This is a genomic window from Streptomyces sirii, assembly GCF_045690365.1.
GTDB classification, from domain to species: Bacteria; Actinomycetota; Actinomycetes; order Streptomycetales; family Streptomycetaceae; genus Streptomyces; species Streptomyces sirii.
Genome location: NZ_CP147982.1, coordinates 523,703 through 548,197, shown reverse-complemented (window position 1 = coordinate 548,197; position 24,495 = coordinate 523,703). Strand labels below are relative to the sequence as shown.

Here is a 24,495-nt window from a genome sequence, read left to right as displayed (position 1 = left end):
CTGAGACGAATCACGAGGAATCACATGAACGACACCCGCAAGACCGCCGTCATCATCGGGGCATCACGTGCTCTGGGCCTCGGGCTCGCCGCCGAATACCTCCGTCGCGACTGGGACGTCATCGGTACGGTCCGCGGCAGCCGGCGCACCGGCCTCCACGACCTGGCCGAAGCTTCCGGAGGGCGGCTGATCATCGAGTCGCTGGAGATGACCGAGCCGGAGCAGATCTCGGCACTGCGCGACCGACTGGCACGGCACACTCTCGACCTGCTCTTCGTCAACGCGGCCATTACACGCGGCGATTTACCGATCGGCGAGGTTCCGACGGACATGTTCGCCGAAGTCCTGATCACCAACGCGCTCAGCCCGATGCGTGTCGTGGAGACCCTCGGCCCGCTGGTCGCGCCGACCGGGACCATCGGCGTCATGTCCTCCGATCAGGGAAGCATCGCTCTGAACACCGAAGGCGGGCAGGACCTGTACCGGGCCAGCAAGTCCGCGCTGAACCAGTTGATGCGCAGCTACGCCGCCCGCCACGCCGAGGACACGCGAACGCTGCTGCTCATGGATCCGGGCTGGGTCCGCACCGAACTCGGTGGACCCGAAGCCGATCTCAGTGTGGAGGAGAGCGTTCCCGGGGTGGCGGAGACGATCGAGCGACACCAGGGGAAGCCTGGCCTCCACTTTCTCGACTATCAGGGGCAGGTCGTCCCCTGGTAGACCCGGGGTCCGCTGCGGCCGCACGGCTTCCCTCGGTGGAGGACCCGGGTGATGGGTGGGCACCCGGTCCGCACCTTCGAAGATCATCGGCACTGTCAACTACCCGCTCCACAGCCGCAAGCCGACCGCACCGGGTGTCGCGTTCGTCGGCGACGCCGCCCTGACCGGCGATCCCCTGTGGGGAGTGGGATGCGGGTGGGCTCTGCAGTCCGCGCAGTGGTTGGCCGAGGCGATCGCCTCGGCCGCGACCGGTCGGGGCGACCTCGACAGGTCGCTCGGGGTGTACGCACGCAGACACCGGCGCCGGCTGCGCGGTCACCAGTACCTGGCCGCCGACTTCGCCAAGGCCCGCCCGTTCAACCCCTTGGAGCGGCTGATGTATTCGGCGGCGGCGCGCGATGAGTCGGTGGCGCGGCACATGTATCTGTTTGCATCCCGCCTGATCGGTCCGCTGCGCTTCTTGAACCCCGTGGTACTGGCCAGGGCCACGGCCGTCAACATCAAGCATCGCGGGGCGGCCGTGCCACTCGCGCACCTGTCACGTACAGGGTCATGACCGGCTCCCTCTCAGACCGCCGATGAGGCGCAGCACTCGGCCACCTGGTGGTGCGGGAGTTGCCGCGAGGGCAGGATGCGGCATGTGACGACGACGCGGACGTGTGAGGCGTGCGGGACCGAGCTCTCCGCACGTGGCGGCCGGGCGCGAAACGGTGCGCCCCTGGGCGGCCGCCCCGCCCGGTACTGCTCCGGTGCCTGCCGACAGCGCGCGTTCCGGGAGCGTGCGGCACGGGAGCGCACGGCGGGACCCGTGCCGGACGGACCCGTGCCGGACGGACCCGCGGTGCAGGCCAGTGGACTGCCGTATGCGCTCGACTCGTTCGTGGGGCGGGAGCGAGAGCTGGCACGGCTGCGCACGCTGCTGAAGTCCGCGCGGCTGCTCACCCTCGCCGGGCCCGGTGGCGTGGGCAAGACGCGGCTGGCGGTCGAGTTGGCGAAGGGGGTGCGCGGCGGCCGGGACGGCCGCGCCCGGCTGGTGGAGCTGGAGGCGCTCCGTGACGGCGAGCAGCTGCCCCAGGCCGTCGCCGCGGCCCTGGGGGTGGGGGAGCGTGGCGGCCGGGCGGGCGTCGAGGCGCTCGTCCATGCGCTGGGCACCCGGACGCTGTTGATCGTCCTGGACAACTGCGAACACCTGGCACAGGCGTGCGCGCAGCTGGCCGCGACCCTGCTCGCCCGTTGCCCGGGCCTGCGGATTCTCGCCACCAGCCGGGAGACGCTGCGGGTGCCCGGCGAGGTGGTGTTCCGGGTGGGGGTGCTGTCGCTGTCGTCGGCCGGCGAGGGCGAGGACGCGAAAGCGCCGCAGCGTTCGGAGGCGGTCCGCCTCTTCGCCGATCGGGCCCGCGCGGCCGATCCCGGCTTCGCGCTCGGCCCCGGCAACATCCGTACCGTCGCCGAGATCTGCCGACGCCTGGACGGCCTGCCGCTGGCCATCGAACTGGCCGCGGGCCGCACCGGTTCCCTCCCGCTGGGCGACATTCTGCGCGGACTGGACGACCAGCTCACCCTGCTCACCGACGGCAGCAGAACGGGGCCGGGTCGGCACCGCGAGCTGCGCGCCGCCATCGACTGGAGCCATCGATTACTCGACCCCGTCGAGCAGGCGGTGTTCCGCCGCCTCTCCGTTCTCGGGGGCGGATTCGACGCCCGGGGAGCGGCCGAGGTCTGCGCGGACGGCGGGGGCGACGGCGCGGACACCGGGGTACGGCCGGAACAGGTGCTGCGGGTGGTCTGCGCCCTGGAGGCCAAGTCCCTGATCGTACGGATGCGGGACGGCGATCCGGACACCGCGAGGTTCCGGCAGCTCAGCGCGATCCGTACGTATGGGATGGACCGGCTCGGCGAGTCCGGGGAGCTGCATACGACCTGGGACCGGGCACTCGACCGGCTGGCCGGCCGGGCGGCCGGGCCTCCCGGGTCGGTGTTCGCCGACACCGCGGAGGGACCACTCGGCGGCGAGCGGGAGAACCTCGCGGCGGCCGTCGCGTACACCTCCGACCGCGGCGACGGCCGGTACGTCCCGCTCGCCCTCGCACTGGCCCGACTGCGGTACCACCAGGAGCAGTTGACGGCCGCCCGGACGCTGCTGACGGGGGTGCTGGAGCGGGCCTCGGGCGGTGTGCACCGGGGCGTGGCGCTGGCCCTGGCCGCCCGGTCGGCCTGTCTCCAGGCGGACCACACCGTCGCGCTGGCCTTCGCCGACGAGGCGGTGGCCGTCGAGCGCGCCGGGGAGCGCCCGGGCGGGCTGGCGAACGCGCTGGACGCGCTGGGGGCCGCGCGATTGTGTCGGAGCGAGTTCTGCGAAGCCGTCGCGGTCTTCGCCGAGTGCCTCTCCGTGGTCCGTACGCTCGGCCGCCCGCTGGACACCGCGCTCTGCCGGCATCACCTGGCCTGGGCGCTGCTGCACACGGGCCGGGCCACCGAGGCCGATGAGCTGATGGCGCGGTGTCTGCCCGAGCTCAGAGCGGGCGCCCCCTCGGGCCAGTTGATGGCGGCGTTGCACACCGTCGGCGCCATCCGGCTGGTGCAGCGGGACTTCGACGCCGCTGAGGACATGTTCGCGGAGGTACTCCACCGGGCATCCGGCGAGCCGGCGTCCGGGGAAACGACATCCGGTGAGACGGCGTCCGGAGAGAGCTTCCACGCGCTCTACCCGCTGGAAGGGCTCGCCATCGTGGCGGGCGAGCGGGGCGATATGCGGCGTTCGCTCCGGCTGTTCGCGGCAGCCGCGGCGGCACGACGGCGGCTCGATACGGAGCCCGAGGCGCACTGGCGGAGCCAGGTGGAGGCGGCGGCCGCGCGGGCGAGGGACCGACTGGCCCCCTCCGGGGCGGAGGCGGCGCTGACGGCGGGCCGGAGGCTGCGCGGGGGTGCGCTGGTCGGTTATGCGCTACAGGGGACGCGCGGCGGGCACCACGACCTCTCCGGTGTCGCTCGTACGGTGTGGGAATCCCCGCTGACCGAGCGTGAGTCGACGGTCGCCCGGCTGGTCGCCACCGGTTTGACGAACCGTCAGATCGGTTCGCACCTGGGCCTGTCCAAGAGCACCGTCGCCAGCCATCTCGACCGGATCCGGGACAAGCTGGGCCTCCGGTCCCGCACCCAGATCGCCCTGTGGGTCGCCGCGCAGACCCGTCCGCAGCACGGCCCCGGGGTTTCGTAACGCGCGCAAGTCGCCGGTCATCCGACCCATGTGCGGGGCCGTACGGCTACGGAGGCTGGTCGGGCGAGCCGAAGCACACGGCTCGGGACTGGACGACCGGACGACGACCGGACGGTGGGCGGACGACTGGACGAGGACCGGACGACCGGACCGCCGGCCCCGGCGAGAAGGAGACACGGATGCGTTACGGCGACGAGAAGAGCTCAAGGCGAGCGTTCATCAAGACCACTTCCGCGGGTGTGACATCGGTCGCCATCGGGGCGACGGCGCTGGCCGCCTCGGCCGGCCCCGCCGCCTTCGCGACCGAGCCGGCGACAGCACGCCGGCTCCCGCTCGCCGTCACCCCCGCCTGCTCGGGACACGAGACCCCCGCCTCCATCGAGGGCCCCCTCTTCAAGCCCCGATCCCCGGAGCGGTCGGACGTCCGCACCCCCGGCGTCCGCGGCGTACGACTGGACCTCGGCGGGGTCGTCTACGACACGGCCTGCACACCACTGCCGGAGACGCTGATCGAGTTCTGGCAGTGCGACCAGAACGGTGACTACGACACCTCGGGATTCTCGCTCCGCGGCCACCAGTACACCGACAGCCGGGGCGGCTACCTGCTCCGGACGATCATCCCCCGGGACTACTGGGGCCGTTGGGGCCAGCGGGCACCGCACATCCACACACAGGTCCAGTCACCCGGCGGCCCCGTGCTCATCACCCAGCTGTACTTCCCCGACGACACCGAGGCGTACGGCCGGGACTTCGCCGCCCTCAACGCCGCTGACCGGCTGTTGAACCGCGCCTGCACCATCGGGCTCACCGCCCAGGGGGATGCCCACTACAGCGGCACCTTCGACTTCGTCCTCAAGACCACGGCCTAGCCGCTCCCTCCCCCCCCCAACTCCCTCATCAGGAAAGGAAATGTGTGATGTCAGCGAGGTCAGCGAAGCCATCGAGTACGCCTTCGTCCCAGGGGCCGACCCGCGGCCGGGCGCCCCTGCTGGTGGGGCTGGCCGCCACCCTCGTGGCCGGGAGCCTGGCCGTGGCCGGCCTCGACGGTCAGCCGACCGCCACCGCCGCGCCGCCCCAGCCGGCGTCGTCCGCCGCATCCGCCGCCTCCCGCGCCGGTCAGTGGCAGCAGACCCCGGTACCCGTGACGAAGGGCGATCTGACCGCCATCGCCGCGTTGAGCGACAAGCAGGCCTGGGCCGTGGGATACCGCCTGAAGAGCGCGACCGAGCTCGACGCCATAGCGCTCCGCTGGGACGGCACGTCCTGGTCCCAGGAGTCCACGCTCCCGGAGAACAGCTTCCCGCAGGCCCTCACCGTCCGTTCCGCCGACGACATCTGGGAGGTCGGTAGCGCGACCGCGCACTGGGACGGCAAGAAGTGGACCACCCGCACCCTGGACCGTGATCCCGCCGGCAGGGTCGTCCCCGAAGCCGTGACGACGACCACCGACGGGCAGGCGTGGACGGTGGGCCGGGCGATGGGCCGGTCGATCAAGGATTCCGTGCCCGCCGTCCAGTCGTGGGACGGCAAGGGCTGGCACCGGCAGACCCTTCCCGACGTCGGCAAGGGCGAGTTGAACGGTGTGACGGCCCTGGCACCCGACGACATCTGGGCCGTGGGCGCGGCCTACGCCGCGGACGAGACGTCACCGCAGACGGCTCTGCTGCTGCACTGGGACGGCACGAGCTGGAAGCGGGTGGACGGGGGCGCCCCGCCGACCGGACACGCCTGGCTCGGGGGGATCACCGCGTTCGCCGCCGATGACATCTGGGCGGTGGGCGGCAGCACCACCGGGAGCGCGGAGCGCCCCTATGCCGTCCACTGGAACGGGGTGAAGTGGTCGGCCGCCAAGACCCCGGACGTCCCGGACGGGCGGCTGCGCGCCGTCGGCCGGACCGGCACCGGGGAGCTCTGGGCGGTAGGCGGCAAGGGCGCCGCTCCGGTCGCGCTGCGCTGGGACGCACAGCGCGGCCGGTGGGAGCGGGCAGCCGACCCGGGCGTGGTCGTACGCGGCTTCGCCACGGTGCCCAAGGGCGAGGAACTCTGGGTCGCCGGAATCGCCCGGCAAGGGGATCTCCGCCCGGTGATCACCCGGACGAAGAGCTGATCCGCTTCCCTCTTCGGCGATTCTCGGAGTCGGAACCATCGCCCGCCGTGCGCCCCGCGGCGGGCGATGTGTTGCCTCAGGCCAGCCTGCCCTGGTGGGGACGAGGCCTGTGAAAGTAACGGGCGATTTCGCGCCGAGAGGGCGCCCCGCACGTGTGCGTTCGCACCAGTGCGGGGCCCCCGTCGATCCAGCTGGAGAGTCAGTTCCCCTCGATTTCAAAGCTGCGCAGCACATCGGCAGCAACGCTCACGGCAATCGTCGCGGGTTCCTTGCCGGTGATGTCGGCCAGCCCGATCGGGGTCTTGATCCGATCGATGGTGGCCTCGTCGTGACCGCCCTCGGTGACGAGGCGTTTGCGGAACCGCACCCACTTGGCCGCCGACCCGATCAGCCCGATGAAGCCGAGATGGGTTGTGCGCAAGGCGGCGTCGCACAGAGCGGCGTCCTCGGCGTGATCATGGGTCATGATCAGGATGTGGGTGCCGCGCGGCAACTCCGCCAGCACCTCCTCGGGCAGCAGCGGCGTGTGATGCACGTGCACCTGCGCCACCGCGTCCGCCAGCACGTCGAGCCGCTCCTCGGTGAGGGTGTCGGAGCGGGTGTCGATCAGATGGAGGTCGAGGTCCTGACGTGCCAGGATGCGCGCCAGCTCCAGCCCGATGTGCCCGACGCCGAAGATCGCCACCGCCCGTGGCACCGGCAGCGGTTCGAGCAGCACCGAGACCGTGCCGCCGCAGCACTGCACGCCGTGCCGGTTGGTCACCTTGTCGTTGAGAGCGAAGTCGATCAGCTCCGGCTCCGGCTTGGACGCGGCGATCATCTCCCGGGCCCGATCGATCGCGACGGCCTCGACATTGCCGCCACCGATCGAGCCCCACGTCTCGGCCTGCCCCACAACGAGTTTCGCACCGGCGTCGCGCGGGGCATGGCCGCGCACGGTCGCGACGGTCACCAGCACGCCGGGCTCCCGGCGTGCCCGCAACCGTGCCACCGCGGTGAGCCAGGTCATGTCAGGCACCGCTCAACGCGTTTGCGTCGGCTCGGGTCCCGCCGTTGGCGGCGTGCCCGTTTCCGGTGTGGTCGTCGGCGGCGAACCCGTTGCCGGCGTCACCGTTCCGCGAGACATCGCCCTGGCGAGCCGCCTGGATCGCCCAGTACACCGCTTCCGGCGTCGCGGGTGAGGCCAATTCGACGCTGACCCCGCTCGGCCCGAACGCGGAGGCCGCCTGCCGCAAGGCCTCCCGCACCGAGAACGCCAGCATCAGTGGAGGTTCACCCACCGCCTTTGATCCGTATACCGCGCCCTCTTCGGTGGCGTTCTCCAGAAGCGTGACGTGGAACTCCTCGGGCATCTCCGAGAAGCTCGGTAGTTTGTAGGTGCTCGCGGCCTGCGTCAGCAGCCGGCCGCGGTTCGGCCCGTCACTCGCGTCCCAGCGCAGGTCCTCGAGCGTCAACCAGCCCGCGCCCTGCACGAAACCGCCCTCTACCTGACCGATGTCGATCATCGGGGACAGGCTGTCGCCGACATCGTGCACGATGTCCACCCGCCGGATGCGGTACGCGCCGGTGAAGCCGTCCACTTCCACCTCGGTTGCGGCGGCGCCATAGGCGAAGTACTTGAACGGCGAGCCCCGGAACGTCTTCGCGTCCCAGTGCAGACCCTCGGTCCGGTAGAAGCCGGCCGCCGACAACTGCACCCGCTGGAAGTACGCGGTGCGCACAAGGTCGTCCCAGGTCAGTTCCTTGTCATTGCCCAGGGCGCGCGCGACGCCCTCGGTGATGCGCACATCCGAGGCGTGCGAACCCAGCTGGGTGGCAGCCACCTGCAGCAGCCGCTCGCGCAACTGCTCGCAGGCGTTCTTCACCGCCGCACCGTTGAGATCCGCCCCGGCACTGGCGGCGGTGGCGCTGGTGTTGGGGACCTTGTCGGTTCGCGTCGGGGCAAGCCGCACCTTGTGCAGGGGGATGCCCAGTGTGGTCGCGGCCACCTGCAGCATCTTGGTGTGCAGGCCCTGGCCCATCTCGGTGCCGCCGTGGTTGATCAGGACCGAGCCGTCCTTGTAGATCAGCACCAGCGCGCCGCCCTGGTTGAAGGCGGTGAGGTTGAACGAGATGCCGAACTTGATGCCGGTGATCGCGAGGGCCCGCTTGCTGTACGGGTGCGCGGCGTTGAAGGCGGCGATCTCGCGCTTGCGGTCGGCCATGCCGGCGTTGTCCTGAACCTGCTGCCAGACGGTGGAGATCCGTTCGGGGTGGGCGACCGGCTGTCCGTACGGCGTGTACTGGCCCTGGCGGTAGAAGTTGCGCTCCCGCAGTTCCATCGGATCCAGGCCGAGCAGCGGCGCGCACCGGCCCATGATGTCCTCGATGACCAGCATGCCCTGCGGTCCGCCGAAGCCGCGGAAGGCGGTGTTGGAGACCTTGTTGGTCTTGGCGATGCGACCGGCGATGCGCGCGTGGGGAATCCAGTAGGTGTTGTCGATGTGGCACAGCGCACGGGCCACCACCGGCTCGGAGAGGTCCAGGCTCCAGCCGCCGTCCGCGGTCAGGGTGGCGTCCAGGGCCTGGATGCGGCCGTCGGCGTCGAAGCCGATCTTCCACTTGGCGTGGAACCCGTGCCGCTTACCGGACATGGTCAGATCCTGAGTCCGGTTGAGCCGCAGGCGGACCGGTCGGCCGGTCAGCTTGGCGCCGAGTGCGGCGACGGCCGCGAACCCGTGCGGCTGCATCTCCTTGCCGCCGAAGCCGCCGCCCATCCGCAGACACTGCACGGTCACTTCGTGGCTGTGCAGTCCGAGCACGTGCGCGACGATTTCCTGCGTCTCCGAAGGATGCTGGGTGCTGCTCTGGACGAACACCTGCTCGGCCTCGTCGACCTGGGCCAGCGCCGCGTGCGTCTCCAGGTAGAAGTGTTCCTGATCCGAGAACTGGAACTCGCCGGTGAACACGTGCGCGGAGTCGGCGAAACCGGCGTCGACGTCGCCGGTCAGCATCACGGGCTGAGCGCCGTGAAAGCTGTGGGCCGCGATCGCGTCCTGGAGCGTGACCAGGGAGGGAAGTTCGTCGAGTACCACCTCGACGGCCGCCGCACCGAGCCGGGCCGCCTCCAGGGTCTCGCCGAGCACCCAGGCGACCGCGTGGCCGTAGAACATGACCTCGTCGGGGAACAGCGGTTCGTCGTGCTTCATCCCGGCATCGTTGACGCCGGGGACGTCGGCACCGGTCAGCACGCGGACCACACCGGGCACGGCGAGCGCGGGCTCGGTGCGGAGGGCGGTGATCCGGCCGTGGGCCTTCATCACCTGGACCGGGTAGGCGTGCAGCACGTCCTTGGTGCGGTGGACCAGGTCGTCGGTGTAGAGCGCGGTGCCGGTGACGTGCAGGTTTGCGCTCTCATGTGGCATCGGGACGCCGACGACGGGCTTTTCGGGACGCTCGGACAGTTGGCTCATGACGACACCGCCTCGGTGGTCTGCGCGTACAGCTTCAACAGGCTCTGGCCGAGCATCGCGGAGCGGTACTCGGCGCTGGCACGATGATCGTTCATCGGCGTGCCCTGGGACCGCAGGACCTGGGCCGCCGCCTCGACGGTCCGCGCCGCCCACGACCTGCCCTCCAGGGCCGCCTCAGCGGCGAGCGCGCGGACCGGGGTGGCGGCCACGCCGCCCAGGCCGATGCGTGCCTTGCGGACGATGCCGTCCTCGATGTCGAGCGCGAAAGCGACTGCCACGCTGGAGATGTCGTCGAAGCGCCGCTTGGCGATCTTGTGGAAGGCCACGACCGGCGACAGCGGCAGCGGGATGCGCACCGCGCGGATCAGCTCGCCGGGACGGCGCACGCTCTGGCGGTAGCCGGTGAAGTAGTCCGCCAGCGGGACCTCGCGCTCACCGTCGGCGTCGGCGAGCACCACCGACGCCTCCAGCGCGAGCAGCGCCGGCGGGCTGTCACCGATGGGGGAGCCGGTCCCCAGGTTGCCGCCGAGGGTCGCACCGTTGCGAATGAGCCGGGACGCGAACCGCGGAAACAGCTCTGCCAGCAGCGGGATGTCGCCGTCGAGACGGCGTTCGATCTCGGTGAGCGTCAGCGCCGCCCCGATCTCGATCTGGTTCGATTCGACGCGCAGCTCCCGCAATTCGGCCAGCCGGTCGATGGCGACCACGCAATCCGCCCGGCGGGAACGGATGTTCACCTCGACGCCCCAGTCGGTGGAGCCGGCGACCACCACCGCGTCGGGCCGCTCGCGCAGCACCTGCAGCGTTTCGGACAGGGTGCCCTTCCGCAGGAACACACTGTCGTCCCGGGCGTATTCAGTGGCGACCGGTGCGGGCGGGGACTGCTCGCGACGCTGCGCCAGCGGGTCCGCGTCGGTGGGCGTCCCGACGGCGAACGCGGCATCCCGAATGGGGCGATAGCCGGTGCAGCGGCACAGATTTCCGCTCAGCGAGTGCAGGTCGAAACCGTTCGGGCCGTGCTCGGAGTCGGTGCTGTGGGCCGATTCCGCGTGCGCGCAGCGGTCGGGCCGGTAGTACTCGGCGGCCATGCTGCAGATGAATCCCGGCGTGCAGTAACCGCATTGGGAGCCGCCGCGGACCGCCATCTCCTCCTGCACCGGGTGCAGGCTGGGCGGCTTGCCGGGGCCGGCGTCGGCGTCGGTGGCCAGGCCCTCGGAGGTGATGATCTCCTGACCGTCCAGCGCCGCGACCGGGACCAGGCAGGCGTTGACCGCCACCCAGTCGGTGGGCTTGTTCACCCCGGGACGGGCCACCAGGACCGAACAGGCGCCGCATTCACCTTCGGCGCAGCCCTCCTTGGTGCCGGTGAGGCCACGCTCGCGCAGGAAATCCAGTGCAGTGGTGTGAGGCGCAGCCGGTGAAATCGGTGTTTCTTTCCCGTTGACCGTGATCCGCACTTCTACCATGACAGGCCTTCATTTCGGTACGCGATCGGTCGATTCATCATGTTCGCCAATTTCAGGCAGCTTTCTGTGTTCAGACGCGCCACGTGAGAGGAGCGGGCGCAAGGGCACGCAACAGCGACGTGCCGGAAGGTGGTGACGAGAAACCCGGAATGTGCCACGGACGCGGGCACATCAGAACGGCGTGCTCAGCAGCCGTGCGCGATCCGCCCCGGAACCCAGACCGTGCACTGGGCGAGGCGACCAAGATCAGAGCTGGTGTACATCCGCTGGTCGCCTCCCTTCGGCGGTCATGGGTCGAGGTCTACCGCAAAGTAGTGGCTGGGGCCACGGAGATCAAGAGGTCGCCCTCGTTCTCCCGAGTGCACGACGGCATCAGCCTCCAGCCGGTCGTGCCGGGTGGGCCGTCCCCGGGCGCTCGGATCGCACGGGGGACACGCTCCACTGTTGGCCGGAGCACCCCCGCCGCCCGAACGCCAATCGGTGCGGGCCCGTACCGGCTCGGGGGGCGCCGAACGCGGCCGTGCGGGCGTCCGGGACTCCCCTCATGCTGGAGACGAGGGGGACGTGGCGACGGAGGAAGTGGTGAGGATGCGGACCGTTGTGGACCTCACGCGCTGCCAAGGCTATGCACAGTGCGTGTTCCTCGCGCCGGAAGTGTTCCAGCTGCACGGGGAGGAGGGGTTGCTGTACGCCCCCGCGGTCCCCGACGACCAGGTCGAGCGCGTACGGCAGGCCGCGGCGGCCTGCCCTGTACAGGCGATTCTCCTCGGTGAGGAGGTGAACGCCGGTGTCCGGTGACCTCAGAGACGGCCATATCGTCATCGTCGGCGCGTCGCTGGCCGGGTTGAGGGCTGCGGAGGCACTGCGCACGGAGGGCTTCACCGGCTCACTGACCGTGGTCGGGGACGAGCCCCACCCGCCCTACGACCGGCCGCCGCTGTCCAAGCAGGTGCTCCTCGGCAAGGCGGCAGCGGACACCACCGGGCTGCCGATGCGGCGGGACCCGGGCGCGGACTGGCGCCTGGGGATACGTGTCACAGGTCTGGACCCCCTCGATAAGCGGGTGGTGCTGGACAACGGCGAGTCGCTGCCGTTCGACCGGGTGCTGATCGCCACCGGGACCCGCGCGCGGCCCTGGCCCAACCCGGAGGAGGCGGCCTTGGACGGGGTGTTCACGCTGCGCACCCGGGACGAAGCCGGGATCCTGGCCGAGCGGCTGGCGGCCGGGCCGCAGCGGGTGCTGGTGATCGGTGCCGGTTTCACCGGCTCGGAGATCGCCTCGGCGTGCCGGGAACGAGGACTGGAGGTCACGGTCGCCGAACGCGGCCCCGCACCCCTGGTGGGCGCGCTCGGCGGCACCCTGTCGAGACTCGCGGCCGTCATGCAGCGCAACCACGGCGTGGACCTGCGTTGCGGGGTGACGGTCACCGCCCTGCGCGGGGACGGGAACGGCCGGTTCACCGGTGCGGACCTGTCCGACGGCAGTCGGGTCGACGCGGACCTGTGCGTCGTGGCGTTGGGAGCGGTCCGCAACGTGGAGTGGCTCGCGGAGTCCGGGCTGGCCGCGGGACCGCGCGGGATCGCCTGCGACGCCGGCTGCCGGGCCTTCAACATGTACGGGATCGTCACTGATGACGTCTTCGTGGCCGGCGACGTCTCCCGCTTTCCCCACCCGCTGTTCGGATATCAGATGCTCGCCCTGGAACACTGGGGCAACGCGGTCGCACAGGCCGAGGTGGCGGCCCACAACATGGTCAATCCGGGGCCGATGCAGCGCCCGCACCTCGCCATCCCGACCTTCTGGTCGACCCAGTTCGGGTTCAACATCAAGTCGGTGGGCGTGCCCACCTACTCCGACCACGTGGTCATTGCCCAGGGCTCTCTGGAGGCGCGTCGTCTGGCGATGGTCTACGGCTACGAGGGGCGGGTCACCGCCGCGGTCACCGTCGACATGGCCAAGTCGCTCGACTACTACCGGTACCTGATCGAGACGGCTGCTCCGTTCCCGCCCCCGCTCGGTGCGGCCGACCGCGCGATCGCGGCCGACGTCCCGATTCCGTCCGACGTGCCGGATCCGAAGGGCCTGTCCCACGGCCCCACCGTGGCGCTCACCGGGTATCTGCCGGATCGCCGGCTGACCGTGGTGCAGCCCTGAGCCACGTCCCGCCCAACCACGAGGAGCCACCATGGACTCCGACACCTTGCTGGCACGGATCACCGACTACGGCAGTCGCCCCAATCCCTACCCGCTGTACGCGGAACTCCGCGAGGCCGGTCCCGTGGTGCGGCAGGCGGACGGCAGCTGTCTGATCGGCACCTACCACGAGATCGCCGCTCTGCTCCACGACCCGCGGATGAGCACCGATCCACGCTCCCGTGGCGAGACGACGCGCAAGCCGCCGTTCCTCCGGCTCGACGACCCCGAACACCACAGGCTGCGCACCCTGGCCATGCGGCCGTTCGGCCCGCCGCACAGCCCGGCCCGGGTCGATGCCATGCGCGGCGAGGTCGCCCGGCTCACCGAGGAACTGCTGGGGCCCTTCCAGGCAGGGCGCCAGGTCGACATCGTCGACGATTTCGCCTACCCGTTGCCCGTCACCGTCATCTGCCGCCTGCTCGGCGTACCCCGGCAGGACGAACCACAGTTGCAGGAATGGTCCAACACCCTGGTCGCAGCCGCCGACGTGCGGCCGGATGAGGACCCCACCGAGCGGGTCCGGGCGGGCGAGCAGGCGCAGATCCAGATGGGTGGGTACCTGATCGACCTCGCCGAGCAGCGCCGTGGGCACCCGACCGACGACATGCTTTCCGCCTACGTCAACGAACCGGATCCCGCCCTGCGGCTCACCCAGGAGGAACTCGCGCAGACCGCCATCCTCCTCTTCATCGCGGGACACGAGACCACGGTCAACCTGATCACCAACGGGGTGCTCACCCTGCTGCGCCACCCCGAGCAGTTGGACCACCTGCGTCGTGAGCCCGACCTGCTGCCGCGCGTGGTGGAGGAACTGCTGCGCTATGAACCTCCGGTCCACATACGGGAGCGCATCCCCCACGCCGACATCGACGTCACCGGCACCACGATTCCCCAAGGCACGTCCGTCGTACTGGTGCTGGCCTCGGGCAACCGCGACCCCATGCGGTTCCACGAGCCCGATCGGTTCGACCCCACCCGCCCGGACAACGAGCACCTCGGCTTCGGCGGCGGCATCCACCTGTGCTTCGGCGGACCCCTCGCCCGCATCGAAGCCCAGTCCGCGCTCGGTGCGTTGATCCCGTACCTCGATACGGCCCGTCTGGTCCAGGACCCGCCCCCCTACCGGCAGAACGCGATGCTCCGCGGGCCCCGCCACCTGGCCGTCCACCTATGAGGTTCCTGGAATGCGCGCAGCACACCAGGGGGCGGCCGCTCGGCGGACCGCCATCTGAGCCGCGTATGTGTCGGGCGGCCGGCCTTGCTGTCCGTCGACACTCCGGAAACAACAGCGGATACCGTCGAGGGGGCCAAGAGCGTCGACGAGAAGTTCAAGCAGCTCGGCGCGCGGATACGGGACGGCGTCGCGCCCATCTCCGACGCCCTCACGGAGTTCCTGCTGCCGAAGATCGAGACGGGGAACGCGGGCAGCTTGCAGTTCGGCCAGGGCACGGCGGCAGCCACGTTCAACACGGAGAACATCAAGAAGAGGCTGGCCGAGGGCAGGGAACCCGGCAAGGAGCGCGGCATCTTCATCCGCACCGCCGATGATTTCTTCGACGACAACAACCGCCTGCTCGCCTACATCGCGCCGAACTACTCGAAGAAGGAACTGGAGACCCTTCCGCGCGAGAAGAGGCCGACGTTCAACCTCGATCTCATCACCGAAGGATGGGCGGCACCCTTCGTCATCTACCCCTCCATCCCCGGCGAACTCGATCTGCCCCTCTTCCTCAAGGCCGCCGACAAGGCCGTCAAGGACAAGAAGGGGATCTGGAAGGATTCCCACACGTTGCTCGCCTACGAGTACCGGGCCCTCGAAAAGCTCCATGGCGTGACGAAGAAGAAGGCCGAGGGGAAGAAGCTGGAGCCCGACGAGGCATTCTCGTGGCGGACGCGGTACTGCGCAGATATGCGCGATCGTGAACTACACGGTCCGGAGGACTACTTCCGGGTCCCGCCGATCTACCGGTTGTGGCTCTGGCCGCAGGACGTGAACGAGGCTGTCGGCCATCTCAACCTGACACCGTCGCGACGGCTCACCGGAAGCGGCAGCCGCACGCGCTGAGATCACCTGGAAACGGGGCCGCCGGCGCGACTGGAGAGCGCTGTAAGCACGCCGACAGACGGCGCACCCCGGGCTCGAACGGCCCGGGGTGCGAGCGGATCAACGACGGGAGGCGGTGGCAGGTACTAGGGGAGCGGTCAGGCGGTCGGCGCCGGGCGGGATGGGAACCATTGCGAAGATCGCGTCCTGCTGTTCCTGGAGTTCCTTGGCGCGTTCGGGCGTGGTGGTGGGCAGCCGCTGCTCCTCGTACAGCTTGTGCGTCTCCTCCTGTGCCCACTTGCTGGTCGGCGTGTGGAACTGGATCTCGAACGGATGCCCGGAACGCGGTGCGTGCCAGCCGGTGTTGAGCCCCTTGTAGCCCTTCCCGCTGTTCCAGCGGTTCGTCCACTTGGTGCTGTCGTTGCCCCAGGCCGCGAGAGTGTGCGAGGCGATGGTGACACCGACGCTGTAGCGGTTGTCGGGCCACTGCAGGGTGTAGCGCACCGAGTCGCTGATCCTCGCCAGGGCCTCGCCGACGTTCTGCCCCGGGTTCTCCTTCATTGAGGTGGCGACCTTGCGCTTGAGTGAATCCGGGGACTTCAGGCGGCGGTCGAAGCCGATGACCTCGGCGGCGCTGAGTGCCGCGGCCGCTCGCACCTGCGGGCTGATGGACCGCTCCGCCTTTTTGGCCTGCTCCAGATAGGCGTCCACGCGCGCGTTGTCCGCCGGGTTCAACGACAGCCCGCCCTCGCCCTGCCACCCTCCGCCCTCGGTGGCCGACCGGGCACTGGGGTGGACCCTGTCGTCCTTCGCCGACGCGGTCTGCGCCCCGTTCGCCAGGCCCAGCCCCACAATGGCGCTCAGCGCGAGCGCGGTGACGGCCCGGGACACCTTGGCTGTGATCCTCATCGTCCGCTGCGTTCCTTCCTGGAAACGGCACCTGTACGAGTGCCACCTGATCCGGAAGGAATCCTGGCTTTTCCAGGGCGGAGTTATGCCGCGTACCGCGCAGAGTGTCCTGATTGCGCAGTTATTCACCCGGCTGGTGGCGGAGATCTCGCGTGGCCCAGTTGTCGATGACGCGCAGCACGGAAGGACTGCCCCACTGGCCGGCAGCTTTCAAGTTGGCGTCACGTCAATGAGGCGGCCGGGGTCAGGGGCGGTTCAGACCCCGACGGCCCCCGCGGGGCCCACCCTCCGCAACGGGCACGATCACGGCCGGCTCCGCAGGGCACGTAATCGTGTTCAGTCAAGAACCGCGAGGTGGTCGGCGGCGCCACCGCGCCACTCGACCATGAAGAGGGTGGCGTCGTCGCTGGTGCGCCCGCGTCCCCTCTGACGGCCCTTCCCCCAGGCGGTTGACGCAGGCGATGAGGCGTTCCTCGCCGAATGGCTCCCCTCCGGCCACGTGCTCTTCGATGATGCCGTCGGTGTAGCACAGCACTCGGTCGCCCTTCTGGAGCGTGTGTTCTCTGACCCGGGGCAGTTCACCTCCGAAGCCGACGGGCAGCGTCGTCGCGCTCTCCAACTGCTGAGCCGCCGCAGCAGGCGCCGGTCATCGTCGCTGACGGCGTCCAGGGGCAGCGCCATCACACCCACCTGATCGCTACCGTCCAGAAGCGGCAGATACATCCGGACACCGTCGGGGGCCTGCGGCACCTGTCCGGCCAGTTGGACCGCCTCGCGTCCGACCTCCGCGGTGCCCGCCTTCGCGTGTCACTGCTGCGCGAAGTGTTTCTCAAGCCAACCGAGCAAGGCGGCGAACGCCGGGGACATGGTGGTGTCCGACTGGGCGAGAACGGTGGAGCGGCCACCGTCCTCCACCGTGATCGTGTAGCTCATCGCGTCCCTGGCGCGGCCGGGCCGGTCCTTCTCGGCCGCCGGGGCGGCCGCCGCCACCAGCTGTGCCAGCTCCGCGGCGGCGTTCTTGGGCAGGGCATCGGTGTCCAGCACCTTGGGCGGGAGGCGGAGGAGGATCGCAGCCGCCTGCCCGCCGTGTCTCGCCAAAGTCACCTTCATCGTGCACAACCTCCCGGTCGACCGAGCGAGGTTCCTTGCCGTTGCGATCGTCCGAGGAGTGGCCCGTATCAACCGTTGACGGTCACTTCTCCTTCAGCGCGGTCACGTCCTTGGCCAGCCCCGACACCTGCGCGGTCAGTGCCCCGATCTGCTGGGCCAAGGCGGTCAGGCCGTCCTCCCGGCCGACGCCACCGTTCCGGGCTGCCGCGAGGCTCCGCGCCCGGGCGACCCCGGCCGGGACCCCACTGATCTGGATGCCCACCTCCTGCCATGCCGCCAACACGGCCAACTGTTCGGCGCTGCCGGCCCGGTACAGTTCCTCGGCCTTCTGGTAAGTGGTGTCCGCGAAATCCTGGAACGTCGTCTCGATGCTGGAGGCCTTGAGCGATTCGTACCAGATGAGACCGGGAGCCTCCCACGCGAAGCCGCCGATGCGCATCGCCGTCAGATAGAAGGCCTTGTTGGGAATGCCGGAGTTGAGGTGTACCCCGCCGTTGTCCCCTCTCTCGGTGTCCGGCAGGTTGAGGAATCCGCTCATGTGGTCGGGCTGGGGGTCCTTGCCCAACAGGGCGTTGTCGTACGCCTGCCCCGGGGCCTTCAGCGAGCGCAGGGCATCGGCGTCGATGCTCGGGGTGAAGACCTCGGCTCCGATCAGCCAGTCCGCCGTCTCGGCCGACTGCTTCAGCGACCACTGTTTGACCAGCGTCCCGAAGACATCTGAAATTGACTCGTTCAGAGCGCCAGGCTGATTGTGATAGGCGAGCCTGGCGGTGAACTCGGTTACTCCGTGTGTCAACTCGTGGGCGATCACGTCGATGGATCTGGTGAAGTCGGTGAATATCCTTCCGTCCCCGTCACCGAATACCATCTGTCGTCCGTCCCAGAACGCATTGTTGTAATTCGCGTCAAAGTGGACGTACCCATCCAGGCGCATCCCGCGGCCGTCGAGCGAATGACGCTGGAACACCTCGCCGTAGAAATCTCGTGTCGTGCCGAGTCCGTCGAACGCTCGCTTGACGGACTCGTCCGCGGATGCCGGCCCCTCCTCCGACTGGGCGAGAACAGCGAAGGGGAGAAACCTGCCCTTCCGACAGTCAAAGATGGTCCGCCGGCCGTTGCCAGGGGCGGCGGCGCCGGCGAAGGATGCCCGGACCGCTCGCTCACCCCGCAGCCGAGAGGTGGCCAGCAGGGTGTCCAAGGCTGCTTGGCGCACCTCACTGTCTTCGCTTTCCAAGAGCTTATGGAGAAGGTGCGGGGGGATGATGCAGTTGAGGCGGCAGGTCCTGCTCATGGGTACCTCCTGGGCAAGGGGAACGGCGGTGAACGCATCACGAACGTGATTGTCGGCTCGGGCTTTTCCGATAGCACCGCTCACTGCACTTCGCGGTCGAGATTGACGGGGCAGTGGTCTGACGCCTTGGGCTTGTTCTGCCCCACACCGAAGCGGTCGGTGACGATTTCCATCACTTTCCTGGCCTGCCGCTCTCGCATCTCCCGGGTATTTGCACGTCCGCCGAGCATGGATCGCATCGGTCAGCCGGGTGGCCATCGCGGAGAAACAAAGATATGCGCTGTCGTGGCAGCAGCGAGAGAAGTGTCGGCGCCTACCAGCTACGTTTCCAGCGGCAGGGCCACGCTGTCATCAACAGTTTCCTGCCGGTCATGGGGACTGGCAAACGCAGCGCCGATCATGCCGGAACCAGGCGCCGCACCCGGCCTTCCGCCGGTAGCGGCGGCGCCGGAAGCCCCTCTCCTCCCTCTTCCGAGGGACGGCGGAGATGGGTCATGTCGGCGATGCCGCGGGGGGCCGCCGCGGCGAGGATCGCGCCATGACCAAAACCATCGCCTTCACCGCGGCGCCGCTCCTCGTCACCGTCTACGCGGGCTGCCGTTCCCTGGACGGCCTGGACGGCGAGCGCGGACCGGGCCCGGCCTGGACGACCGGTCACCTCGCGTTCCTCGCCGCGTTGATCCTCTTCGTGCCGGTGTTCCTGGAGCTGCGCCGGCTGGCGGGCCGCGGCCTGTTCGCAACGGCCACGGCAGTCGTCGGCCTCGTCGGTGCCGTCTGCTCCATGGCTCAGATCTCCATCGACATCGTCGTCGGCGCACTCGCCGCGGACCACGAGGCCATGCGGGAAATGTGGGCCGACGTCCAGAGCGTCCCCGGGGTGAACCTCGTCGTCTACACGGTGGCACCCGTGCTGCTCTTCCTGGGTCTGCTCGTCATGTTCTGCCAACTCGCACTGGCCCGGGCCGTTCCCGTATGGCGGGCGGTGGCGGTGGTGCTCGCCGTGCTGGTCTCCCTCCTGGGACTGGACGCCCTGCCGGCCGTGGGCCTGTTGCTGGGTGCCGGACTCGCGCCGTTCCCCGGCCGCGGCACCGCTCCTGCCACGGCGCACAGCTGAGGGCCTGTCGAACACCCCTGTGGAAGAATTCAACCCCTATGCCCGCGCTGCCCATGTCCCCTTCGCTCCGCCGCCTCGCGGGTTCGCCGTGGTCGGAGGTCACCCTCGCCGTCGTCACCGCCGCCGCCCAGATGGCGCCCCTGCTGTTCGTACACAGCGACAGCGGACGTCCCTGGCACTGGTGGGGGTACGTCGTAGCGGTCGCGGCATCGCTGCCCCTGGCGGTGCGGCGGCGTGCACCGGCGCTGGTCCTCCTGGTCTGCGCCACGTTCTCCAGCCTCTACGACCTCGCCGCCCCGCTCGCTCCGCAGCCACTGTGGTACGGAGTCCTCATCGCGTTGCACGGGATGGCGTCCGTCTCCCCACCCCGGGTGCGGATACCGGTCTTCCTGGCGATCTGCGCGGGCGGCCTCGCCTCGGTCGGTTCGCCGGACACCGCGACGCGCGGCGTCGTCCTGTACGTCGCCGCGTACGCGCTCGGCCGGGCCTCCGCCGGCTCCCGTGCCGAGGCGGCCGCGCTGGCCGAACGCGCCGCCCGCCTCGAACGCGATCGCCAGGTGGACGAGGAGCGCGCCGCCGAACGCGAACGCGCCCAGATCGCCCGGGACATGCACGATGTGCTGGCCCATTCGATCAGTCTGATGGTCGTCCAGGCCGAGGCGGGGCCGGTGGCGCTGGACACGGATCCCACCCGTGCCTCCGCCGCGTTCGGCGCGATCGCCGGCACCGGCCGCGACGCCCTGGACCAGTTGCGCCGTATGCTGGCCGTCCTCAAGGACCAGGACGACCCACGCGCCCCAACGTGCTCACCAAGCTGGGACTCCGCGACCGGGTACAGGCCGTGATCGCCGCCTACGAGACCGGACTGGTGGTTCCCGGACGCCTGACGAACTAAAACCCCCGGGCGGGAGCCGGGGCACGATTCGTGCTCAGGCCGTTTCGGGGAAATGGCACGCCACCTGCCGCGCCGGGCCCGGTGCCGTGTTCCGCAGGGCGGGCGCCTCCATGCGGCAGATCTCCTGGGCCTTGGGGCAGCGGGGGTGGAAGGTGCAGCCGGGCGGGGGAGCGGCGGGGCTGGGAGGGTCCCCGAGCAGGGTGATCCGCTCGCGGCTCCGTTCGGCGGCCGGGTCCGGCAGCGGCACGGCCGACAGAAGCGCGCGCGTGTAAGGGTGGGCCGGAGCGGCGTACACCTCCTCCTTCGCTCCGATCTCGACGATCCGGCCCAGGTACATCACGGCGACCCGGTCGCACACCCGCTTGACGACCGACAGGTCGTGGGCGATGAAGAGGTAGGCCAGGCCGAGTTCACGCTGGAGCCGCTCCATCAGGTTGACGATCTGGGCCTGGACGGAGACGTCGAGGGCGGAGACCGGCTCGTCGGCGACGACGAGGCGGGGGCCGGTGGCGAGCGCTCGGGCGATGCCGATGCGCTGGGCCTGGCCGCCGGAGAACTCGTGGGGATAGCGGTCGATGTGCTCGGGGATGAGCCCCACCAGCTCCATCAGCTCGGCGGCGCGCTTGCGGCCATCCGCTGCCGAACTGCCCTGGACGAGCAGCGGATCCGAGACGATCCGGGCCACCGTCTGGCGTGGATTGAGCGAGGAGTGCGGGTCCTGGAAGACCATCTGGAGCTCCTTGCGGAGCGGTTTCAGCGCGCGCTGCGACAGATGGCTGATGTCCCGCCCGTCGTACGTGACGGAGCCGGCTGTGGGTTCCAGCAGCCGGACGATCGTGCGGCCGGTGGTGGACTTGCCGCAGCCGGACTCACCGACCAGGCCAAGCGTCTCGCCCTGGGCCACGTGGAAGGTGACGCTGTCGACGGCCCGGACCGGAGCGGATCGCCGCCTCCCGGGGAACGACATCGCCAAGTCGCGTACGGACAACAGGGGTTCGGTGTTCGTCATCATGAGGTCATGCCTTCGTACGCGGGAAAGTGGCAGGCGGCCATGGGGGTCCCCCCTGTTCGAGCGGAGTCGAGAACTTGGGGGAACCCGGTCGGGCCGTCGAGGAGGGGGAGTTCGCTCTCGCAGCGGGAGCGCTCCTCGGCGGGCGCGTCGGCCAGCCGTGGGCAGCGGGGCGCGAACGCGCAGCCGGGAGCCGGAGTGAGCAGGGACGGTGGGTTGCCGGGGATCGTCCGCAGCGGTTCCTCTTCGCTGTCGTCGAGGCGCGGAAGGGAGTCGAGGAGGGCGCGGGTGTAGGGGTGAGCAGGTTCGGCGAACAGGGCGTCCACGCCGGACCGTTCGACCCCTCGCCCGCCGTACATCACCAGGACCTCGTGGGCGACACGTGCGACCACGCCCAGATCGTGCGTGATCATGATGACGGCCAGTCCCCGCTCCTCCTGGAGACGGGCGATGAGCTCCAGGATCTGCGCCTGGACGGTGACGTCCAGGGCGGTGGTCGGCTCGTCCGCGATGAGCAGCTCGGGTTCGCAGGCCAGGGCCATCGCGATCATCACGCGCTGGCGCATGCCGCCGGAGAACTGATGCGGGTACTCCCGCGCCCGGCGCCGCGGCTCGGGGATACCGACCTCGGCCAGCGCCTCCACGGCCCGCTCGCGGGCGGCTCTTCTGCCGCTGCCGAAGTGCACGCGGTGGTGCTCGGCTATCTGTTCGCCGACGGTGTAGTACGGGTGGAGGCTGGAGAGCGGGTCCTGGAAGATCATGGCCATTCTCCGGCCGCGCAGCCGGTTCAGTTCGCGCTCGGGGAGGCCGGTCAGCTCCCGGCCGCCCAGGTTGATGGAGCCGGTGACCGTGGCACCGGTGTGCAGCCCCATCACCGCCAGGGAGGTGACGGACTTGCCGGAGCCGGACTCGCCGACGATGCCAAGGGTTCGTCCCCGGTGGACCTCGAAGCCGAGGTCGTCCACGGCACGTACCGGGCCGCGCGGGGTGGGGAAGGTGACCGTCAAGTCCCTGACCGAGAGCACGGGTTCGGGGACGCTCATCAGTACCTCACTCGGGGATCGACGACGGCGTAGAGCAGGTCGACGGCCAGGTTGGCGACGACGATGAAGGTGGCGGCCAGCAGCGTTACTCCGAGGATCACCGGCTGGTCGCCGCTGGAGAGCGCACCGTAGAAGAGCCGTCCGATACCGGGGAGGCCGAAGATGGACTCGGTGATCACCGCACCGGCGAGCAGTCCGCCCAGGTCCATGCCGAAGATGGTCAGGACCGGGGTCATCCCGGCCCGTAGTCCGTGCTTGACCACGACCGTGCGGCGCGGCAGGCCCTTGGCGCGGGCGGTGCGGATGTACGGCTCCGCCATCGTCTCGATCATCGAACTGCGGCTCTGCCGTGCGTACATCGCCGCGTACAGGACGGCCAGCGCCAGCCAGGGCAGCAGGAGGTTCGACGCCCAGTCGAGCGGGTCGTCGCCGAAGGGCACGTAACTCGGGTACGGCAGCAGTCCGGCGATCCGGATCACCCCGTAGAGCAGCATCATCGAAGTGAAGTAGACCGGCAGGGAGGCGGCGGCGACGGCGCCGACCATCAGCACCCGGTCGGTGAGGGTGTCCTTGCGCAGGGCCGCGGCGACCCCTGCGGACAGCCCGAGGACCAGCCAGATCACGGCGGCGCCGACGGCCAGCGAGGCGGAGACCGGAAGACGGTCCATCAGCAGGTCCCAGACGGCCTCGCTGTTCTCGTAGGAGTAGCCCAGGCACGGGAAGTGGCAGTGCAGCTCGTACTGGCCGGTGCCCATGGTGCGGCCGGTGAAGATGCCGGTGACGAAGTCGGTGAACTGCCGCCACAGGGGCTGGTCGAGGCCCATGTGCGCACGGATCGCCGTCAGCCGCTCGGTGCTGCACGACTTGCCGCAGGCCGCGGCCGCCGGGTCGGACGGCAGGACGTAGAAGATGACGAAGGTGATGGCGGCGATGGCGATCAGGACGCCGATGACGCCGAGTATCCGGCGCCCGAGGTAGAGGATCATCTGCGGCTGCCCCTCGGGTCGAGGATGTCCCGCAGCGCGTCACCGAGCAGGGTGAAGGCGAGCACGGTCAGGAAGAGGCAGGCGCTGGGAATGACGAAGTACATGGGGTCGGTGTCGTAGAAGGCGACGCTCTCGGCGATCATCTGGCCCCAGGAGGGGGTGGGCGGGCGGACGCCCACGCCCAGATAGCTCAGCGCCGCCTCGGTGGCGATCATCCCGGGGATGATCAGGGTGGTGTACGCGATGACGGGCCCGGCGACGCCCGGGAGGACGTCGCGGGTGAGCACCCGCCAGGGCCCGGAGCCGCCGACGCGGGCGGCGTCGACGTACTCGCGGTGCTTGAGCGAGAGGGTCTGGCCGCGCACCACACGGGCGATGCCGGGCCAGCCGAAGAGGCCGATGACGGCGGTCATCAACACGATCCGGTTGACGTCCTTGGCCACCGACATCATCGCGATCATGAAGATGAGGGACGGGAAGGACATGGTGAGGTCCATCAGCCGGCTCAGGACCGTGTCGGTGCGGCCGCCGAAGTAGCCGGCCGCGATTCCGGCCGCGGTGCCGGCGAGCACCACGATGGCGGTGGCCGTGAAGGCGATGAGCAGGGAGACCTGGGCGCCGTGCACGACCCGGGCGAACAGGTCGCGGCCGGTGACGGGTTCCACCCCGAGCCAGTGCTCGGCGGAGATTCCGCCGAGCGGGCCCAGCGGCTGACCGCCGAGATAGGGATCGACGGCGGTCTTGTCGAACTCGTCGGGTGGCCAGCCGCCCAGCGTGCTGAGCAGCGGGGCGGCTACCGCCATGAGCGCGAAGAGCGCGATCACGACGAGGGAGATCTGCACGCCGGTGCGTCGGCGCAGCTGCTGCCGGGCGAGCTGCCAGGGGCCGCTGCCCGCCGGGGCGGGTGGGGAGGTGGTGACCATGGTGGATGCGCT

At 70.0% G+C, this 24,495-nt stretch carries 21 protein-coding genes and 3 pseudogenes; 12 read left to right on the top strand and 12 right to left on the bottom strand.

All coding sequences use genetic code 11. From position 1 onward, the window contains the following. Positions 1 to 24: 24 nt before the first annotated feature. The 5 genes from WAB15_RS02555 to WAB15_RS02535 all read left to right on the top strand — a co-directional run bounded on the left by WAB15_RS02555 (position 25) and on the right by WAB15_RS02535 (position 6,044). The gene (locus WAB15_RS02555) at positions 25 to 720 is read left to right on the top strand and encodes an SDR family oxidoreductase (protein ID WP_407285134.1); all 696 of its coding nucleotides are present in this window, start codon (positions 25 to 27) and stop codon (positions 718 to 720) included. A 55-nt stretch (positions 721 to 775) separates the two neighbouring features. Next, a complete protein-coding gene (locus tag WAB15_RS02550; protein WP_407285133.1) occupies positions 776 to 1,276 on the top strand; it encodes an NAD(P)/FAD-dependent oxidoreductase in 501 nt (166 codons plus the stop codon). A 267-nt stretch (positions 1,277 to 1,543) separates the two neighbouring features. Then, positions 1,544 to 3,937 carry an ATP-binding protein gene (locus tag WAB15_RS02545; RefSeq protein ID WP_407285132.1) on the top strand — a complete coding sequence of 798 codons (2,394 nt, stop codon included), beginning with the start codon at positions 1,544 to 1,546 and terminating at the stop codon, positions 3,935 to 3,937. Positions 3,938 to 4,116: 179 nt separating this feature from the next. Further along, the gene (locus WAB15_RS02540) at positions 4,117 to 4,806 is read left to right on the top strand and encodes a dioxygenase (RefSeq protein ID WP_399148059.1); all 690 of its coding nucleotides are present in this window, start codon (positions 4,117 to 4,119) and stop codon (positions 4,804 to 4,806) included. Positions 4,807 to 4,853: 47 nt separating this feature from the next. Next, the gene (locus WAB15_RS02535; protein WP_407285131.1) at positions 4,854 to 6,044 is read left to right on the top strand and encodes a hypothetical protein; all 1,191 of its coding nucleotides are present in this window, start codon (positions 4,854 to 4,856) and stop codon (positions 6,042 to 6,044) included. A gap of 199 nt (positions 6,045 to 6,243) precedes the next feature. Here the strand turns inward: WAB15_RS02535 and xdhC are convergent, their stop codons facing one another. From xdhC to WAB15_RS02520, 3 genes are read right to left on the bottom strand one after another with little or no spacing between them, the layout of a single operon-like run. Beyond that, positions 6,244 to 7,053, bottom strand: a complete 810-nt coding sequence (xdhC, locus tag WAB15_RS02530) for a xanthine dehydrogenase accessory protein XdhC (protein ID WP_407285130.1) — start codon at positions 7,051 to 7,053, stop codon at positions 6,244 to 6,246. Position 7,054: 1 nt separating this feature from the next. Beyond that, positions 7,055 to 9,496: a xanthine dehydrogenase molybdopterin binding subunit gene (gene xdhB, locus WAB15_RS02525; RefSeq protein ID WP_407285129.1), complete on the bottom strand. Its 2,442-nt coding sequence runs from the start codon at positions 9,494 to 9,496 to the stop codon at positions 7,055 to 7,057. Continuing rightward, positions 9,493 to 10,962: a xanthine dehydrogenase small subunit gene (locus WAB15_RS02520; protein WP_407285128.1), complete on the bottom strand. Its 1,470-nt coding sequence runs from the start codon at positions 10,960 to 10,962 to the stop codon at positions 9,493 to 9,495. Before WAB15_RS02520 ends, xdhB begins: the two co-directional genes overlap by 4 nt. A 588-nt stretch (positions 10,963 to 11,550) precedes the next feature. On the opposite strand from WAB15_RS02520, the gene WAB15_RS02515 reads away from it, so the two are divergent. The 4 genes from WAB15_RS02515 (at position 11,551) to WAB15_RS02500 (ending at position 15,224) form a co-directional block, all read left to right on the top strand. Continuing rightward, positions 11,551 to 11,760 (top strand): ferredoxin, encoded by a 210-nt coding sequence (locus WAB15_RS02515; RefSeq protein WP_399148054.1) that lies wholly within the window; start codon positions 11,551 to 11,553, stop codon positions 11,758 to 11,760. After that, positions 11,750 to 13,117, top strand: a complete 1,368-nt coding sequence (locus tag WAB15_RS02510; RefSeq protein WP_407285127.1) for an NAD(P)/FAD-dependent oxidoreductase — start codon at positions 11,750 to 11,752, stop codon at positions 13,115 to 13,117. Before WAB15_RS02515 ends, WAB15_RS02510 begins: the two co-directional genes overlap by 11 nt. A gap of 31 nt (positions 13,118 to 13,148) precedes the next feature. Then, the gene (locus tag WAB15_RS02505; RefSeq protein WP_407285126.1) at positions 13,149 to 14,333 is read left to right on the top strand and encodes a cytochrome P450; all 1,185 of its coding nucleotides are present in this window, start codon (positions 13,149 to 13,151) and stop codon (positions 14,331 to 14,333) included. Positions 14,334 to 14,417: 84 nt separating this feature from the next. Next, positions 14,418 to 15,224 carry a thermonuclease family protein gene (locus WAB15_RS02500; protein WP_407285125.1) on the top strand — a complete coding sequence of 269 codons (807 nt, stop codon included), beginning with the start codon at positions 14,418 to 14,420 and terminating at the stop codon, positions 15,222 to 15,224. A 99-nt stretch (positions 15,225 to 15,323) separates the two neighbouring features. Here WAB15_RS02500 and WAB15_RS02495 read toward each other — a convergent pair whose 3' ends face one another. From WAB15_RS02495 to WAB15_RS02475, 5 genes and pseudogenes are all read right to left on the bottom strand, one after another. Continuing rightward, positions 15,324 to 16,112, bottom strand: coding sequence for an ATP nucleotide 3'-pyrophosphokinase (locus WAB15_RS02495; protein WP_399148050.1), 789 nt, complete (start codon positions 16,110 to 16,112; stop codon positions 15,324 to 15,326). 336 nt (positions 16,113 to 16,448) lie between these two features. Then, a pseudogene (locus WAB15_RS02490) lies at positions 16,449 to 16,740 on the bottom strand (SpoIIE family protein phosphatase); the annotation flags it as partial. Positions 16,741 to 16,919: 179 nt separating this feature from the next. Next, positions 16,920 to 17,222: a protealysin inhibitor emfourin gene (locus WAB15_RS02485; protein ID WP_399148049.1), complete on the bottom strand. Its 303-nt coding sequence runs from the start codon at positions 17,220 to 17,222 to the stop codon at positions 16,920 to 16,922. Positions 17,223 to 17,304: 82 nt separating this feature from the next. Beyond that, complete coding sequence (locus WAB15_RS02480; RefSeq protein ID WP_407285124.1) at positions 17,305 to 18,513, bottom strand: M4 family metallopeptidase; 1,209 nt, start codon at positions 18,511 to 18,513, stop codon at positions 17,305 to 17,307. Between the two features lie 80 nt (positions 18,514 to 18,593). Next, positions 18,594 to 18,752: a hypothetical protein gene (locus tag WAB15_RS02475; protein ID WP_407285123.1), complete on the bottom strand. Its 159-nt coding sequence runs from the start codon at positions 18,750 to 18,752 to the stop codon at positions 18,594 to 18,596. A gap of 299 nt (positions 18,753 to 19,051) precedes the next feature. Here WAB15_RS02475 and WAB15_RS02470 point away from each other — a divergent pair, with 299 nt between their 5' ends. The 3 genes and pseudogenes from WAB15_RS02470 to WAB15_RS02460 form a co-directional block, all read left to right on the top strand. Continuing rightward, positions 19,052 to 19,627: a hypothetical protein gene (locus tag WAB15_RS02470; RefSeq protein WP_407285122.1), complete on the top strand. Its 576-nt coding sequence runs from the start codon at positions 19,052 to 19,054 to the stop codon at positions 19,625 to 19,627. A 38-nt stretch (positions 19,628 to 19,665) separates the two neighbouring features. After that, positions 19,666 to 20,400: pseudogene (locus WAB15_RS02465) on the top strand (histidine kinase dimerization/phosphoacceptor domain-containing protein); the annotation flags it as partial. A 26-nt stretch (positions 20,401 to 20,426) separates the two neighbouring features. Next, positions 20,427 to 20,522 (top strand): annotated as a pseudogene (locus tag WAB15_RS02460) (DNA-binding response regulator); the annotation flags it as partial. A gap of 34 nt (positions 20,523 to 20,556) precedes the next feature. Here the strand turns inward: WAB15_RS02460 and WAB15_RS02455 are convergent. From WAB15_RS02455 to WAB15_RS02440, 4 genes are read right to left on the bottom strand one after another with little or no spacing between them, the layout of a single operon-like run. Beyond that, complete coding sequence (locus WAB15_RS02455) at positions 20,557 to 21,534, bottom strand: ABC transporter ATP-binding protein (RefSeq protein WP_407285121.1); 978 nt, start codon at positions 21,532 to 21,534, stop codon at positions 20,557 to 20,559. Continuing rightward, positions 21,531 to 22,574 (bottom strand): ABC transporter ATP-binding protein, encoded by a 1,044-nt coding sequence (locus WAB15_RS02450; RefSeq protein WP_399148043.1) that lies wholly within the window; start codon positions 22,572 to 22,574, stop codon positions 21,531 to 21,533. The genes WAB15_RS02455 and WAB15_RS02450 overlap by 4 nt, the downstream gene beginning before the upstream one ends. After that, complete coding sequence (locus tag WAB15_RS02445; protein ID WP_399148042.1) at positions 22,574 to 23,560, bottom strand: ABC transporter permease; 987 nt, start codon at positions 23,558 to 23,560, stop codon at positions 22,574 to 22,576. Before WAB15_RS02445 ends, WAB15_RS02450 begins: the two co-directional genes overlap by 1 nt. Beyond that, complete coding sequence (locus WAB15_RS02440; protein ID WP_399148041.1) at positions 23,557 to 24,483, bottom strand: ABC transporter permease; 927 nt, start codon at positions 24,481 to 24,483, stop codon at positions 23,557 to 23,559. The genes WAB15_RS02445 and WAB15_RS02440 overlap by 4 nt, the downstream gene beginning before the upstream one ends. Between the last annotated feature and the right edge of the window lie 12 nt (positions 24,484 to 24,495).